Below are 15,359 nucleotides of genomic sequence, written 5' to 3' on the forward strand. Positions count from 1 at the left end.
CGGGCCCGGGGGTCTACCGGTGGTCGCTGCCCTCCGCCTGGACCGCCGCCCGGCCGGCCTCCAGGCGGGCCACCGGGATGCGGAACGGGGAGCAGGAGACGTAGTCGAGGCCGACCTCGTGGAAGAAGTGCACCGACTCCGGGTCGCCGCCGTGCTCGCCGCAGACGCCGAGCTTGAGGTCGGGCCGGGTCCGGCGGCCGGCCTGGGCGGCGAGCTTGACCAGGGAGCCGACGCCGTCCTTGTCGATCGTCTCGAACGGGCTGACGCCAAAGATGCCCTTCTCCAGGTACGCCGTGAAGAAGCTCGCCTCCACGTCGTCACGGCTGAAGCCCCACACCGTCTGCGTCAGGTCGTTGGTGCCGAAGGAGAAGAACTCCGCGGCCTCGGCGATCTGGCCGGCGGTCAGGGCGGCGCGCGGCAGCTCGATCATCGTGCCGATCGACAGCTTCAGCGACGTGCCGGAGGCGGCCTCGACCTCCGCGATGACCTTGTCGGCCTCCTCGCGGACGATCTCCAGCTCCTGGACGGTGCCGACCAGCGGGATCATGATCTCGGCGCGCGGGTCGCCCTTGGCGGCCTTGCGCTCGGCCGCGGCCTCGGCGATCGCCCGGACCTGCATGGTGAACAGGCCGGGGATGACCAGGCCGAGGCGCACCCCGCGCAGCCCCAGCATCGGGTTCTGCTCGTGCAGCCGGTGCACGGCCTGGAGCAGGCGCAGCTCGTTCTCGTGCGGCTCCTGGCGGGCCTCCGCCAGCGCGACCCGGACCGACAGGTCGGTGATGTCCGGCAGGAACTCGTGCAGCGGCGGGTCGAGCAGGCGGATGGTGACCGGCAGGCCGTCCATCGCCTCGAAGAGCTGGACGAAGTCCTGCTTCTGCAGCGGCAGCAGCTCCTTCAGGGACTTCTCGCGCTCGGCCTCCGTGTCGGCCAGGATCAGCCGCTCCACCAGCTCACGCCGGTCACCGAGGAACATGTGCTCGGTACGGCACAGGCCGATGCCCTGGGCGCCGAAGCGGCGGGCGCGCAGCGCGTCCTCGGCGTTGTCCGCGTTGGCGCGCACCCGCAGGCGGCGCTTGCGGTCGGCGAAGGACATCATGCGGTGCACCGCCTCGACGAGCTCGTCGGCGTCGTCGGCGCCCGGGTGCATGCGGCCCTCGAAGTACTCCACGACCGGCGACGGCACGACCGGCACCTCGCCCAGGTAGACCTTGCCGGTGGAGCCGTCGATGGAGATCACGTCGCCCTCCTCGACGACGTGCCCGCCGGGTACGGTCATCCGCCGGCGCTTGGTGTCGACCTCCAGCTCCTCGGCGCCGCAGACACAGGTCTTGCCCATGCCGCGCGCGACGACGGCCGCGTGGGAGGTCTTGCCGCCGCGCGAGGTCAGGATGCCCTCGGCCGCGATCATGCCGTCCAGGTCGTCGGGGTTGGTCTCGCGGCGGATGAGGATGACCTTCTCGCCGGAGCGGGACCACTTCACGGCGGTGTAGGAGTCGAACACCGCCTTGCCGACCGCGGCGCCCGGCGAGGCCGCGATGCCGCGTCCGACCTGCTGGACCGTCGCGCTCTCGTCGAAGCGCGGGAACATCAGCTGCGCGAGCTGGGCACCGGTGACGCGCTGGAGCGCCTCCGCCTCGTCGATCAGGCCCTGGTCCACCAGCTGGGTCGCGATACGGAAGGCCGCGCCCGCCGTGCGCTTGCCGACCCGGGTCTGGAGCATCCACAGCCGGCCGCGCTCGATGGTGAACTCGATGTCGCAGAGATCCTTGTAGTGGTTCTCCAGCGTCTCCATGATCTGCATCAGCTGGTCGTAGGACTTCTTGTCGATCCGCTCCAGCTCCGCGAGGGGCACGGTGTTGCGGATGCCCGCGACGACGTCCTCGCCCTGGGCGTTCTGCAGGTAGTCGCCGTAGACGCCCTGGTGGCCGCTGGCGGGGTCGCGCGTGAACGCCACACCCGTGCCGGAGTCCGGGCCCAGGTTGCCGAAGACCATGGAGCAGACGTTGACGGCGGTGCCCAGGTCGTGCGGGATGCGCTCCTGGCGGCGGTAGAGCTTGGCGCGGTCGCCGTTCCAGGAGTCGAAGACCGCGCGGATGGCGAGGTCCATCTGCTCGCGCGGGTCCTGCGGGAAGTCCCGGCCGGTCTCCTTCTTGACGATCTTCTTGAAGGTGGTGACCAGCTTCTTCAGGTCCGCGGCCTCCAGCTGGGTGTCGTCCGTGACCTTCTTGGCCGCCTTGGCCTTGTCGAGGGCGTCCTCGAACAGCTCGCCGTCGACGCCGAGGACGGTCTTGCCGAACATCTGGATCAGACGGCGGTAGGAGTCCCAGGCGAACCGCTCGTCGCCGGCCTGCTTGGCCAGGCCCTGCACGGACTTGTCCGACAGGCCGATGTTGAGGACGGTGTCCATCATGCCGGGCATCGAGAACTTGGCGCCGGAGCGGACGGAGACCAGCAGGGGGTCGTCGGCCTGGCCGAGCTTCTTGCCCATCCGGGTCTCGAGCGCCTCGAGGTGCGCACTCACCTCGTCACGCAGTGCCGCCGGCTCCTCGCCGCTGTCGAGGTAGACCTTGCAGGCCTCAGTCGTGATGGTGAAGCCGGGCGGGACCGGAAGGCCCAGGTTCGTCATCTCGGCGAGGTTGGCGCCCTTGCCGCCGAGGAGGTCCTTGAGGTCCTTGTTGCCCTCGGTGAAGTCGTAAACGAACTTCACGCCCTCAACGCTCTTACCGTGCTCAGCTACCTGGGGATCTTTGTTTTCCGACACGGGTCTCGACTCCTCGAGGACGCGGTGGCTGCCCTGACGGCGAGGAACATACCCAGATCGAAGGCGTCTGGGTACGTCCACTTGCGCGTCATGCGCCTGTAACCACTCGTCCGCCACCGGATCGAAAGTCAAGGCAGGGCAAGCGAAGACGGCCGGATGTTTTCACTTCTTGAAGACAGCAACGCCCGTAGATACGGATTGTCGCTCAGATGAGCGGCTCATGACACGCCTGAGTTCGCTCGATGAACGATCAAAGGGTGGCACTCAGTGCCACCCTTTGGAGAAGTGCAGTCGCTCAAGATCCGCTCATCTGAGCGCAACCCTTATCAAGGGTGGCGAGAATCACGCTGCCACAGCCGAGCGGATTTCACCATCCGGACGGCCTCCGGGAGCGGAAACACCCCCGTCACACGCCCAGCGCCCGCAGCCGCTCCTCCACCCGCTCCGGCGCGTACAGGTGCTCCACGACCAGCGCTCCGGCCCCCACCAGACCGGCCCGCTCCCCCAGCCGGGACGTCACCACGTCCAGGTGGGCCGTGGAGCGGGGCAGCGCGCGCTGGTAGAGCAGTTCGCGCACGCCGGTGAGGAAGGGCGTGCCGGCCAGGTCGCCCGCGATCATCAGCACGCCGGGGTTGAGCAGGGTCACCACCGTGGCCAGGACGTCCCCGACCCGGCGCCCCGCCTCCCGGGCGAGCCCGACCGCCTCGGGATGCCCGGCCGCCAGCAGGTCGCGTACGTCCGAGCCGGACGCCGCCCGCACCCCCGACTCCGCCAGCCGCCGGGCCACCGCGCCCCCGCTCGCGACGGCGGCCAGGCAGCCGTACGAGCCGCACCGGCACAGCGCCCCCGCACCCTCCGGCACCCGGATGTGCCCGATGTCCCCCGCGCCCCCGTCGATGCCCCGGTACACCGAGCCGTCGACCACGACCCCGGCGCCGATGCCGGTGGAGACCTTGACCAGCACGAACGCCGAGCAGTCGGGATAGCCGGTGCGCTGTTCGCCGTACGCCATGAGGTTGGCGTCGTTGTCCACGAGCACCGGCACGGCCGCGCCGCCGGTGTGCTCGGTGTAGGCCCGGGCCAGCCGGCCCGTCACGTCGTAGCCGTCCCAGCCGGGCATCATCGGCGGCTGGACCACCCGCCCGGTCTCGGTGTCGACCGGCCCGGGCACGGCGAGACCGATGCCGCAGACCTCCTGCGGCCCGTGGCCGGCCTTCTCCAGCAGCGCGGCGAACCAGCGGCCCAGTTCGCCGAGCACCGCGTCCGGCCCGTCCTCGACGACCAGCGTGCCGGAGTGCTCGGCGAACAGCTCGCCGGACAGGGACAGCACGGCGGCCCGGGCGTGCCGGGTGTCGAGGTCGGCGGCGAGGACGACGGCGTGCTCGTCGTCGAACTCCAGGGTGATGGAGGGGCGGCCGCCCAGCGGCGAGTCCACCGGCCCCCCGGCGCCCTCGCGCAGCCAGCCCGCGCGGAACAGCCGGTCCAGGCGCTGGCCGACCGTGGCCCGGGACAGTCCGGTGGCCTGCTGGAGGGCGCCCCGGGTCGTGGCGCGGCCGCTGCGCACCAGGTGGAGCAGGTCGCCGGCGCTCGCCTGACCGCCCGCTCTGGTGGTCGTCCCGGTCCTGCCCGGCCGTCCGGTCATGCGCACCCCCTTGTGTTGCTCAAGCCTGCATTACATAGTGAGTTTTGCGTGTTAAATAGACGTAACTCCATGGTGGCCATGACCGAACCGGTCGGCCGGACGTCTCGCGGGGAGCCCCGAGTGGAACGCACCGCCCAACTGACCCCACGTACCACGCACCACTTGGTCGCATACGATCCGGCCTCCTCCGAGCGGGCGCCTGCGCCCGCGTCCCTGCGTCTGAGGGCCGCCCGGGTCCTGGAGGAGAACTGGACGGGCTCGTCCACCGTGCCCTCGCGGCAGCTGTATCCGCACCAGTGGTCGTGGGACTCGGCGTTCATCGCGATCGGGCTCAGGCACCTGTCGCCGCTGCGGGCGCAGACGGAGCTGGAGACGCTGCTGGCGGCCCAGTGGGCCGACGGGCGGATCCCGCACATCGTGTTCAACCCCTCCGTCCCCCTCGACGCGTACTTCCCGAGCCCCGACTTCTGGCGCTCCTCCACCGCCGGGCGCGCGGCGGGCGCCCCGCGCACCGTACAGACGTCCGGGATCGTGCAGCCACCGGTGCACGCGCTGGCGGCCTGGCTGGTGCACGAGGCCGATCCGGGCCTGTCGCGGTCGCGCGGCTTCCTCGCCCGGTTGTATCCGCGGCTCGCCGCCTGGCACCGGTATCTGCTGCACCGGCGTGACCTGGGCGGCGGCGGGCTGGTGTCCGTCGTGCACCCCTGGGAACAGGGTATGGACAACAGCCCCTGCTGGGACCGGCCGCTGTCCCGGGTCACACCGGCCCCGGCCCGCTCCTTCCGCCGCGCCGACCTCGCCCACGGCGCCCCCGAGGACCGGCCGACGGACCTGGACTACGGGCGGTACGTGCGGCTGGCGGCCGACTACCGGGACCGGGGCTACCGGGACGAGCCGGACGCAAGCCGGGGGCCCGGTGCCGGGGACTTCGCGGTCGAGGACCCGTCCTTCAACGCGCTGCTCATCGCCTCCGAACACGCCCTGGCCCGGATCGCGCGGGAACTGGGCGCGGCCGCGTCCGCCCGCCACGCGCGCGCCGAGCGGCTGACGGCGGCCCTGGTCGACCGGCTGTGGGACCCGGCGGCGGGGATGTTCCTGTGCCGGGACGTGCCCGGCGGGCGGCTCCTCCCCGAACGCGGTGTCTCCGGGCTGGTCCCGCTGCTGCTGCCCACCCTGCCGCACGACCTCGCCGCCACGCTGGTGCGCACCCTGAGCGGACCGCACTTCGGGCTCGGCGGGACGACCCGCATGGTGCCCAGCTACGACCTGCTCGGCGAGGCCTTCGATCCGCACCGCTACTGGCGGGGCCCCGCCTGGTTCAACACCGGCTGGCTGATCGAGCGCGGCCTGAGACAGCACGGCGAGCAGGGCCGGGCCGCCGCGCTGCGCCGCGCGATGCTGCGGATCGCGGACACCTCCGGCTTCGCGGAGTACGTCGATCCGTACACCGGCGAGGCCTGCGGCGCGACCGGCTTCGGCTGGACCGCCGCCCTCACGCTCGACCTGCTGCACGGCCGGCCCGGATGGGACAGGCACGGCGTCACAGCGACCAAGGGAGGGGACCGGGGATGACGGACCGGCATCATCTGCTCGTGCACGGCGGGACGTTCGCCGCCGTGGGCGACCGGGGGGACATCAGCGGGGTGCGGGGCGTGAGCACCCCGGACGGGTTATTCGTACGGGACGCCCGGCACCTGAGCCGGTGGCAGCTGACCGTGGACGGGGCCGTGCCGGAGATCCTCACCCCGGTGGCCGACGGGGACGTGGCGCGCTGTGTGCTCGTCCCGCGCGGCGGCCGCGACGAGCCGCCCGCCTACACCCTCTTCCGTGAACAGGCCGTCGGGGAGGGCGCGTTCGTCGAGTCGCTGAAGGTGACCAGCAACCGCCCGGTGCCGGCCACGGTCCGCCTCGCGGTGACCGCCGACGCCGACTTCGCCGACCAGTTCGAACTCCGCAGCGACCACCGCACCTACATGAAGGCCGGCGCGGTCCGCACCCGCAAGGCCCTCGGCCACGGCGTGGAGTTCACCTACCGGCGCGGCGAGTGGCGCTCCTGTACGACCGTGACGGCCGACCCCTCCCCCGACGCCGTGGAGGAGACCGGCACCGGCGCCCGCCGCCTGACCTGGACGCTGGAGCTGGCACCGCACGGCACGGCCGAACTCGTCCTGCGGGTCATGGCCCGCCCGCACGGCGAGAACCGGGCCCTGCGGGTGCCGCGCGACCCGGCCGCCCTCCACGAGCGGCTCCTCGCCGAGGAGGGCGCGTTCATGACGGGCGTGGCGTTCCCGACGGGCTGGCCCGAGCTGGCCGCGGCCTGTGCGCGGGCCCTGGCCGACCTCGCCGCGCTCCAGGTCCCGGCCGCCGGCCCCGACGGCGAGGCGCTGCGCGTCCCGGCCGCGGGCGCCCCCTGGTTCCTCACCCTGCTGGGCAGGGACGCGCTGCTGACCTCCCTCTTCGCGCTCCCGTACCGCCCCGCCCTGGCCGCCGCCACGCTCCCGGCGCTCGCCGCCACGCAGGCCACCGAGACCGGCGTGGACGCGGTGGCCCAGCCCGGCAAGATCGTCCACGAGGTGCGGCACGGCGAGCTGGCGCACTTCGGGCAGGTCCCCTACGGCCGCTACTACGGTTCGGTCGACGCCACCCCGCTCTTCCTCGTCCTGCTCGGCGCCTACGTCGAACAGACCGGGGACACGGCGACGGCCCGCCGTCTGGAGGCCCACGCCCGGGCCGCGGTCGGCTGGATGCTGGACCACGGCGGGCTCACCTCGCGCGGCTACCTGGTCTACCGCGCCGACCGGGGCGGCCTGGCCAACCAGAACTGGAAGGACTCCCCCGGCGCGATCTGCTCGGCCGACGGCACCCGCCCGCACGGCCCGGTGGTCGCCGCCGGCGCCCAGGGCTACGCGTACGACGCCCTGCGCCGCACGGCCTGGCTGGCGCGCACGGTGTGGGCGGACGAGACGTACGCGGCCCTGCTGGAGCAGGCGGCGGGCGACCTGCGCGACCGCTTCCAGCGGGACTTCTGGATGCCGGACCACGACTTCCCGGCGCTCGCCCTGGACGGCACCGGCAAGCCGGTCGACGCGCTCGCCTCGGACGCCGGGCACCTGCTGTGGTCCGGCCTGCTAGACAAGGAGTACGGCGAACTGGTGGGCCGCCGCCTGCTGGAGCCCGACTTCTTCTCCGGCTGGGGCGTGCGCACCCTGGCCGCGGGGCAGGCCGCCTACCACCCGCTCTCCTACCACCGCGGCTCGGTCTGGCCGCACGACAACGCGCTGATCGCGCTGGGCCTGGCCCGCTACGGGCTGCACGACGAGGCCCGTACGGTCGCGCACGGCCTGGTCGACGCGGCCACCGCCACCGGCCACCGCCTGCCGGAGGTGCTCGCGGGCTACGACCGGGGCACCCACCCGGAGCCGGTGCCCTACCCGCACGCGTGCGTGCGCGAGTCGCGCTCGGCGGCGGCCCCGCTGGCGCTGCTCACGGCGGTGGGAGGGGCGTAGGGGCCCGGTTTGACGCGACGTTTGCCGGGTGTTTGCCGAGGACCGGCCCGGCGGGCTGAACACACCGCGCGACGCGGCCGTACGGAAGGGCGGCGGACCCGACTCCCCCACATCGGGTCCGCCGTACCACGGGTTTCGTACGGAAGGACCTTCGGGTGCCGGTCTTCACGCGCCTCCGCCAGCTGCCCGACACACCCGGCGCCGCCGTCGGGGACGCCCCCGCCGAGGCGGCCGGTCCGCCGGCCGGCCGGGCGGAGCACCCCCGTCCCTCCTCCCTCAAGGCCCGCATCGCCCACTGGCGCACGTGGCGCACCCGGCACCCGGCCGCCGCCCGCGCCCTGTCCTGGACGGTCACCGCCCTGGCCGCCGCCCTGGTGCTGGGCGCGCTGCTGCTGCCCAACCAGCTGTTCGCGCTGCGGCCGGCCCGGTTCACCCGGATCCCGGCCGAGGCGATCATCGGCGCGGTGGTGCTGCTCGCCCTGCCCCGCCGCCCCCGCCTGGCCGCGGCGGCGCTGTACGGCACGGGCCTGGCGGTGCTGACCCTGCTGAACCTGCTGGACATGGGGTTCAACGAGTACCTGGGGCGGGGCTTCAACGCGGCACTGGACTGGGCCCTGCTCCCGGACGCCCAGTCGTACGTCGCGGACCTGGCGGGTCCGGCGGTGGCGACCGGCGCGGCCGTGGGTGTGGTCGTGCTCGTCCTGCTGCTGGTGGCCGTCATGGTCGGGGCGACGGTCCGGCTCGGCGAGCTGCTGGTCCGGCACCGCGCCCGGGCCACCCGGGGCGCGCTGGTCGCCGGCACGGTGTGGATCACCTGTACGGCCCTCAACCTGCAGTTCCTCGGACTGCCGCTGGCCTCCGACCGGGCGGCCGGGGCCCTGGAGGTGCACGTGCGGCGCACGCTGGACTCCCTGCGGGACGAGGCGGCCTTCGCCAAGGAGGCCAGGGCGGACTCCTTCGGCGCGACCCCGCCCGAGCAGCTGGTGCCCGACCTGCGCGGCAAGGACGTCGTCTTCACGTTCATCGAGAGCTACGGCCGCAGCGCCATCGAGGACCCGGTCATGGCCCCCGGCGTCGGCAGCACCCTCGACGCGAGCACCAAGGCCCTCGCCGAGGCGGGCTTCCAGGCCCGCAGCGGCTGGCTCACCTCGGCGACCTACGGCGGCAGCAGCTGGCTCGGCCACTCCACGACCATGTCCGGGCTGTGGATCGACAACCAGCGCCGCTACCGCACGGTCACCGCGGGCGAGCACCTCACCCTCACCAAGGCGTTCCAGAAGACCGGCGCCTGGGACACCGTGGGGGTCATGCCGGGCGTGCAGAAGGGCTGGCCGGAGGCGAAGTGGTACGGCCTCGACAAGGTCTACAACGCCTTCCAACTGGGCTACAAGGGCCCGAAGTTCAGCTGGTCGACGATGCCGGACCAGTACGCCCTGGAAGCCTTCCAGCGCCAGGTGCACGGCCGCGCGCACGACAAGCCGCTGATGTCCCTCGTCATCCTGACCTCCAGCCACCAGCCCTGGGCACCGATCCCGAAGATGGTCGACTGGGACGACCTGGGCGACGGCTCGCTGTTCACCGCCGTCCAGAAGGCCGGCAAGAAGCCGGCGGACATCATCACCGACACCACCAAGTCCCGCGAGGAGTACGGCAAGTCGATCCAGTACTCGGTCACCAGCCTCACCCAGTGGCTGCAGCGCTACGGCACCGACGACACGGTCCTGGTCTTCCTCGGCGACCACCAGCCCATAGCCCGGGTCAGCGGCAACCACGCCAGCCGCGACGTCCCGGTCTCGATCGTCGCCAAGGACCCGAAGGTCCTGGACAAGGTCGCCGACTGGAACTGGACCCCCGGCCTGAAGCCGGCCAGGACGGCCCCGGTGTGGAAGATGAGCTCCTTCCGGGACCGCTTCCTGACGGCGTTCGGGTCGACTCCGCATCCGTCCGGGGGGTGAGAGGGGCCGTCACCTGACCCTGGTGTCCGGCACGAAGCGCTCCTCCTGGTTCGCGGGCGACGGGCGGCGCCGCGGGAGCATCATGGCGGTGGTCACCGCGGTCGCGAGGACGAGAGCGGCGGCGAGGCAGAAGGCGTTGCGCGCGCCGGGGAGCGCGGCGGCGGCCGGGGTGGGGTCGCCGGGCGCCGCGGCATGGAAGAAGACACTGCCGAGCAGGGCGATGCCGAGCGTGCCGCCGAGTTGCTGTACCGCGTTGAGCAGGCCGGCGGCAGAGCCCGTCTCGGGTGGGCGGACCCGGTTCAGGGCAGTGGTGAAGAACGGCACGGCGTACAGGCCCTGCCCGACCCCTGCCACGGCCAGCGCGGGCAGCAGCGGCCAGGGGTAGGAGGCGGGGTCGCTGGTGGCATACACGGCTGCGGCCGATCCGACTCCGGCGAGCAGCGCCAGCAGTCCGGCACGCATCACCCGGGCGCCGTAGCGGGGTACGAGCCAGGCGCCGGCGGCCCAGGACGACAGCGCCATCGCCGCCGACCACGGCAGCAGCGTGAAGCCCGCCGAGAGGACGTCGCGGTGCAGGCCCAGCTGCATCTGCAGTGCGGCCACCAGCATCAGGCCGCCCACCACCGCGAAGAACAGCACGCTGGACACCAGCGCGGCGGTGAAACCGCGGTCGGCGAACAAGCCCGGCTCGACGAGCGTGCTGCGCCCGCCACGGGCCCGCCGCCGTTGATGGGCGGCGAAGCCCGCCAGTACCGCGCCGCCGGCGGCGAGCATGGCCCAGCACCAGCCCGGCCAGCCGTGTGTGCCGCCCTGGATGAGCGGACAGACCAGCAGGCCGCTGCCCAGCACCGCCAGCGCCGTGCCGGCGTGGTCCAGCCGCGGTCGCGGCGCGGCACGGTCCTCCGGCAGCAGCGGCGTGGCCGCCAGCACGGCGGCGCCGAGAGGGACGTTGACGAGGAAGACCGCGCGCCAGGAGGAACCCAGCACATCCGCTTGGGTCAGCGCGCCGCCGACCACCGGGCCGGTGACCGCGGCGAGTCCCATGACCGGCCCGATGGTGCCCATCGCCCGGGCCAGGTCCGGGCCGGTGAACAGAGCGCGGATCATGCCGATGGTCTGCGGAACGGCCAGTGCGGCCGCCGCGCCCTGCACCGCCCGAAGGGCGATCAGGACCGCCGTGGACGGTGCGAGCGCGCATCCCAGTGAGGCCAGGACGAAGCCGGCCGTGCCGAAGCGGAACACCCGCCGCCGGCCGGCGATGTCTCCCAGCCGCCCACCGGTGATCAGGAAGACGGCGAAGGGCAGGGTGTACGCGGCGCTGAACCACTGGATGCTGGAGACGGGGCCGCCCAGGCCGGCGCGGATCACCGGGGCCGCGACGGTCATGATCGTGGCGTCGAGGAGGTTCATGGCCTCGGCGACCAGCAGCACGGCGAGTGCGGCCCAGCGCCGCCGCTGCGGGGGTGGGGTGGTGGAGTACGACATGCGCCCGAGCGTGCGCCCCTCCGCCCGGCGGCCTCCACTTCGGGCGGTCGGATCGCCGTATAACTCCACGGGAGGGCCTCTGGTGCATGATTCCCCCATGCTGGACGCCATCGACCGTGGTCTCATCCATGCCCTGCGCATCGACGGGCGGGCGCCGTTCAGCGTGATCGCCGACGCCCTGGGCGTCTCGGCGCAGACCGTCTCCCGCCGCTACCGGCGGCTGTGCGCGGACGCCGCGCTGCGGGTGGTGGGCCTGGCCGAGCCGCACGCCAACGACCGCACCCAGTGGCTGCTGCGGCTGACCGCGGGCCCGCGCGCCGCCCAGGACCTGGCCGACGCGCTGGCCCGCCGCACCGACACCTCCTGGGTCAAGCTCGCCTCGGGCGGCACCGAGATCGTCGCGATCGTGCACACCTCCACCGCCGACGGGCCCGCCGGGCACGCGCTGCTGTTGCACGACATCCCGCGCACCGTCGGCATCACCGCGGTCTCAGCGCACTGCGTGCTGCACACCTACCTCGGTGGGCCCACCGCCTGGTCGGGCCACCGACAGGCCCTCGACGCCGCGCAGCAGCGCCGCCTGCGCACCGCGGTGACTGTCAGCGCCGCCGCCGGGACCCCCGCGGCCCTCGGCGGCGCGGACGCCGACCTGCTCGCCGCCCTCCAGCGCGACGGCCGGGCGAGCCTGAGCAGCCTCGCCACGGCCACCGGCTGGTCGCCCGCCACCGTCGCGCGCCGGCTGGACCATCTGCGGGCCGACGGCCGGCTCTTCTTCGACGTGGAACTCGACTCCGGCTTGCTGGGCGTCACCACGCAGGCGCTGCTGTGGATGGCGGTCGCCCCCGCCGACCTCGACCAGGTCGCCCGTACCCTGGCCCGGCACGAGGAGCTGGCCTACGTGGCCGCCGTGACCGGACCCCACAATCTCACCGCCCATGCCCTGTGCCCGGACCCCGCGGCGTTGCACCGCTACCTCACCGAACGGCTGGGTGCCCTGAAGGCGATCCGGGCCCTGGAAACCGCGCCCGTGCTGCGCACCATCAAGATGGCCGGGCTCCTTCCGGCCACGGGCAAACCGCCCTTGCGCAGTCGTCGCTAACCGGTTGCCGGACGACACACGGCATCCGGTCTCCTTCAGCCCGGCGCCCACCCCCGCTGTCCGGACTCAGCCGCCGGAGGTGTCCTGTTCGGCGTCCTCGGCCACGCCCGCGCAGTCGTAGGGGTCCTTCAGCCAGCCGTCCGGCAGCACCACCCGGTTGTTGCCGGAGGTGCGGCCGCGCGGGCCGTCGGCGCCGGCCGGCCACGGCTGGTCCAGGTCCAGCTCGTCGAGCCCGGCCCGCAGTTCCTCCAGCGAGGAGGTGATCGCGAGCTTCTTGCGCATCTCGGAGCCGACCGAGAAGCCCTTCAGGTACCAGGCGACGTGCTTGCGGAAGTCGATGACGCCCCGGGACTCGTCCCCGATCCACTCTCCGAGCAGGGTGGCGTGCCGGACCATGACGTCGGCGACCTCCCGCAGCGTCGGCCGGGCGATGTCCTGCGTACGGCCCTCGAACGCGGCCACCAGGTCCGCGAACAGCCACGGCCGGCCCAGGCAGCCCCGCCCGACCACGACGCCGTCGCACCCGGTCTCCCGCACCATCCGCAGCGCGTCCTGCGCCGACCAGATGTCGCCGTTGCCGAGCACCGGGATCTCCGGCACGTGCTCCTTGAGCCGGGCGATGGCGTCCCAGTCGGCCGTCCCGCCGTAGTGCTGCGCCGCCGTACGGCCGTGCAGCGCGATCGCGGTGACGCCCTCCTCGACCGCGATGCGCCCGGCGTCCAGGTAGGTCAGGTGGTCGTCGTCGATGCCCTTGCGCATCTTCATCGTCACCGGCAGGTCCCCGGCCCCGCTGACGGCCTCCCGCAGGATCGCCCGCAGCAGGTTCCGCTTGTACGGCAGGGCCGACCCGCCGCCCTTGCGCGTCACCTTCGGCACCGGGCAGCCGAAGTTGAGGTCGATGTGGTCGGCGAGGTCCTCCTCGGCGATCATGCGGACGGCCTTGCCGACGGTCACCGGGTCGACGCCGTACAGCTGGATCGAGCGCGGCTTCTCGCTCGCGTCGAACGTGATCAGCTGCATGGTCTTCTCGTTGCGCTCGACCAGGGCCCGGGTGGTGATCATCTCGCTGACGAACAGGCCCTTGCCACCGCTGAACTCCCGGCACAGCGTGCGGAAGGGCGCGTTGGTGATCCCGGCCATGGGTGCGAGCACGACGGGCGGCCGCACGGTGTGCGGGCCGATCCGCAGGGTCGGGGTGGTCACGGCGGTGGGAGTGGACGTCGGCATGGGCATTCCCCCATTGTCACGCACCCCGAGGGGTAGCCGGATCCAGGATCCTGTAGAGGTCATTAGTTAGACACACTATCGAGTCGGACGTACGATGAGGCCCATGCCCGAGCTCAGTCCTCGACGCCGTCTGCTGGTGCTCGCGATCTGCTGCATGAGCCTGCTGATCGTGAGCCTGGACAACACCGTCCTGAACGTGGCCCTGCCGTCTCTCCAGCGCGACCTGCACGCGAGCACGTCCGGACTGCAGTGGACGATCGACGCGTACACCCTGGTCCTGGCCTCGCTGCTGATGCTCGCCGGTTCCACGGCCGACCGGATCGGCCGCAAGCGCGTGTTCATGGCGGGGCTGGTCGTCTTCAGTCTCGGCTCGCTGCTGTGCTCCCTGGCGCCCAGCCTCGACCTGCTGGTGGTCTTCCGCATGGTGCAGGCGGTGGGCGGCTCCATGCTCAACCCGGTCGCCATGTCGATCATCACCAACACCTTCACCGACCCGCGCGAGCGCGCCCGGGCGATCGGCGTGTGGGGCGGGGTCGTCGGCATCTCCATGGCGGCCGGTCCGCTGGTGGGCGGCCTGCTGGTGGAGTCCGTCGGCTGGCGGGCGATCTTCTGGGTCAACCTCCCGGTGGGCCTGGCCGCGCTGCTGCTCACCTGGCGGTTCGTCCCCGAGTCCCGCGCGGACCGCGCCCGCCGCCCCGACCCGGTCGGCCAGCTCCTGGTCATCGCCCTGTTCGGCTCCCTGACGTACGCGATCATCGCGACGCCGCACGCGTCCCTCGGCGCCGTGGCTCCCTTCGCCGTCGTCGCGCCGGCCGCCCTGCTCGGCCTGCTGTGGTACGAGCCGCGCCGCGCGGAACCCCTGATCGACCTGCGGTTCTTCCGCTCCGCGCCGTTCAGCGGGGCGACCGTGATCGCGGTCAGCGGGTTCGCCGCCCTGGGCGGCTTCCTCTTCCTGTCGACGCTCTACCTCCAGAACGTCCGCGGTCTGGACGCCCTGCACGCGGGCCTGTGGATGCTCCCCATGGCCGCCCCGACCTTCCTGTGCGCCCCGCTGTCCGGCCGCCTGGTCGGCAGTCGCGGCCCGCGCCTGTCCCTCCTCATCGCGGGCGGCGCGATGACGGCGAGCGGCGCCCTGTTCGCCGTCTTCCAGGCCGAGACGTCCGACGTCACGCTCTTCGTCGGCTACGTCCTGTTCGGCATCGGCTTCGGCTTCGTCAACGCGCCCATCACCAACACCGCCGTCTCTGGCATGCCCCGCGCCCAGGCCGGCGTGGCCGCCGCCGTCGCCTCCACCAGCCGCCAGCTCGGCTCGACCCTCGGCGTGGCGGTGGTCGGGGCGGTCCTGGCGGCGGGCGTGGGCGCGTCGTCGTACCGGGACACGTTCGTCCCGGCCGCCCGCCCCGGCTGGTGGATCATCACCGCCTGCGGCCTCGCGGTCCTGGCCCTCGGCGCCCTGACCAGCGGCCCCTGGGCCCGCCGCACCGCGGAGCGCACGGCGCGGCGGCTGGAGTCGGAGGAGGTACGGGAGGCAGCGGGGCTCGGCGCGTAGGCCGGGCCGGTCCGGCCGGGCCTTCCCCTTCCGCCGAGTTCTGGCCGTCGAGCCCCCTCCCCCGGGCCCTGTCCAGCAGAGCCCCGGCCGTTGAGCCCCGGCCCGCTGAGCCACATCCCGCAGGCCCCGGCCGGT

At 73.1% G+C, this 15,359-nt stretch carries 9 protein-coding genes; 5 read left to right on the forward strand and 4 right to left on the reverse strand.

Annotation, left to right across the window (positions count from 1 at the left end; translation table 11 throughout):
• Positions 1–13: 13 nt before the first annotated feature.
• Together ppdK and AB0K80_RS01325 are read right to left on the reverse strand one after the other, a co-directional pair.
• Positions 14–2,761 (reverse strand): pyruvate, phosphate dikinase, encoded by a 2,748-nt coding sequence (gene ppdK, locus AB0K80_RS01320; protein ID WP_365664603.1) that lies wholly within the window; start codon positions 2,759–2,761, stop codon positions 14–16.
• 406 nt (positions 2,762–3,167) lie between these two features.
• A complete protein-coding gene (locus AB0K80_RS01325) occupies positions 3,168–4,403 on the reverse strand; it encodes an ROK family protein (RefSeq protein WP_365664605.1) in 1,236 nt (411 codons plus the stop codon).
• A 78-nt stretch (positions 4,404–4,481) separates the two neighbouring features.
• Here AB0K80_RS01325 and AB0K80_RS01330 point away from each other — a divergent pair, with 78 nt between their 5' ends.
• The 3 genes from AB0K80_RS01330 to AB0K80_RS01340 all read left to right on the forward strand — a co-directional run bounded on the left by AB0K80_RS01330 (position 4,482) and on the right by AB0K80_RS01340 (position 9,864).
• Entirely contained in the window at positions 4,482–5,975 is a 1,494-nt protein-coding gene (locus AB0K80_RS01330; protein WP_365664607.1) for a hypothetical protein, read from the forward strand.
• Positions 5,972–7,909 (forward strand): glycogen debranching N-terminal domain-containing protein, encoded by a 1,938-nt coding sequence (locus AB0K80_RS01335; protein WP_365664609.1) that lies wholly within the window; start codon positions 5,972–5,974, stop codon positions 7,907–7,909. Before AB0K80_RS01330 ends, AB0K80_RS01335 begins: the two co-directional genes overlap by 4 nt.
• Positions 7,910–8,196: 287 nt before the next feature.
• The gene (locus AB0K80_RS01340) at positions 8,197–9,864 is read left to right on the forward strand and encodes a CDP-alcohol phosphatidyltransferase (protein ID WP_365664946.1); all 1,668 of its coding nucleotides are present in this window, start codon (positions 8,197–8,199) and stop codon (positions 9,862–9,864) included.
• Between the two features lie 9 nt (positions 9,865–9,873).
• On the opposite strand, the gene AB0K80_RS01345 is transcribed toward AB0K80_RS01340, so the two are convergent.
• Positions 9,874–11,349 carry an MFS transporter gene (locus tag AB0K80_RS01345; RefSeq protein WP_365664611.1) on the reverse strand — a complete coding sequence of 492 codons (1,476 nt, stop codon included), beginning with the start codon at positions 11,347–11,349 and terminating at the stop codon, positions 9,874–9,876.
• A gap of 97 nt (positions 11,350–11,446) precedes the next feature.
• Here AB0K80_RS01345 and AB0K80_RS01350 point away from each other — a divergent pair, with 97 nt between their 5' ends.
• Positions 11,447–12,448: an AsnC family transcriptional regulator gene (locus tag AB0K80_RS01350; protein WP_365664613.1), complete on the forward strand. Its 1,002-nt coding sequence runs from the start codon at positions 11,447–11,449 to the stop codon at positions 12,446–12,448.
• A 66-nt stretch (positions 12,449–12,514) separates the two neighbouring features.
• Here the strand turns inward: AB0K80_RS01350 and dusB are convergent, their stop codons facing one another.
• Positions 12,515–13,675, reverse strand: coding sequence for a tRNA dihydrouridine synthase DusB (gene dusB, locus AB0K80_RS01355; protein WP_365664948.1), 1,161 nt, complete (start codon positions 13,673–13,675; stop codon positions 12,515–12,517).
• Between the two features lie 103 nt (positions 13,676–13,778).
• Between dusB and AB0K80_RS01360 the strand changes: the two genes are divergently transcribed.
• On the forward strand, positions 13,779–15,224 hold the full coding sequence (locus AB0K80_RS01360) for an MFS transporter (RefSeq protein ID WP_365664615.1): 1,446 nt from the start codon (positions 13,779–13,781) through the stop codon (positions 15,222–15,224).
• The last annotated feature ends 135 nt before the right edge of the window (positions 15,225–15,359 follow it).

Origin of the sequence: Streptomyces sp. NPDC052682 (assembly GCF_040678435.1) — a bacterium.
In the GTDB taxonomy this organism is placed as follows: Bacteria; Actinomycetota; Actinomycetes; order Streptomycetales; family Streptomycetaceae; genus Streptomyces.

Excerpts from the sequence above, each read along its gene's own strand:
- AB0K80_RS01325 (WP_365664605.1), bottom strand. The coding sequence starts at position 4,403 with ATGACCGGACGGCCGGGCAGGACCGGGACGACCACCAGAGCGGGCGGT.
- AB0K80_RS01330 (WP_365664607.1), top strand. The coding sequence starts at position 4,482 with ATGACCGAACCGGTCGGCCGGACGTCTCGCGGGGAGCCCCGAGTGGAA.
- AB0K80_RS01335 (WP_365664609.1), top strand. The coding sequence starts at position 5,972 with ATGACGGACCGGCATCATCTGCTCGTGCACGGCGGGACGTTCGCCGCC.
- AB0K80_RS01345 (WP_365664611.1), bottom strand. The coding sequence starts at position 11,349 with ATGTCGTACTCCACCACCCCACCCCCGCAGCGGCGGCGCTGGGCCGCA.
- AB0K80_RS01350 (WP_365664613.1), top strand. The coding sequence starts at position 11,447 with ATGCTGGACGCCATCGACCGTGGTCTCATCCATGCCCTGCGCATCGAC.
- dusB (WP_365664948.1), bottom strand. The coding sequence starts at position 13,675 with ATGCCGACGTCCACTCCCACCGCCGTGACCACCCCGACCCTGCGGATC.
- AB0K80_RS01360 (WP_365664615.1), top strand. The coding sequence starts at position 13,779 with ATGCCCGAGCTCAGTCCTCGACGCCGTCTGCTGGTGCTCGCGATCTGC.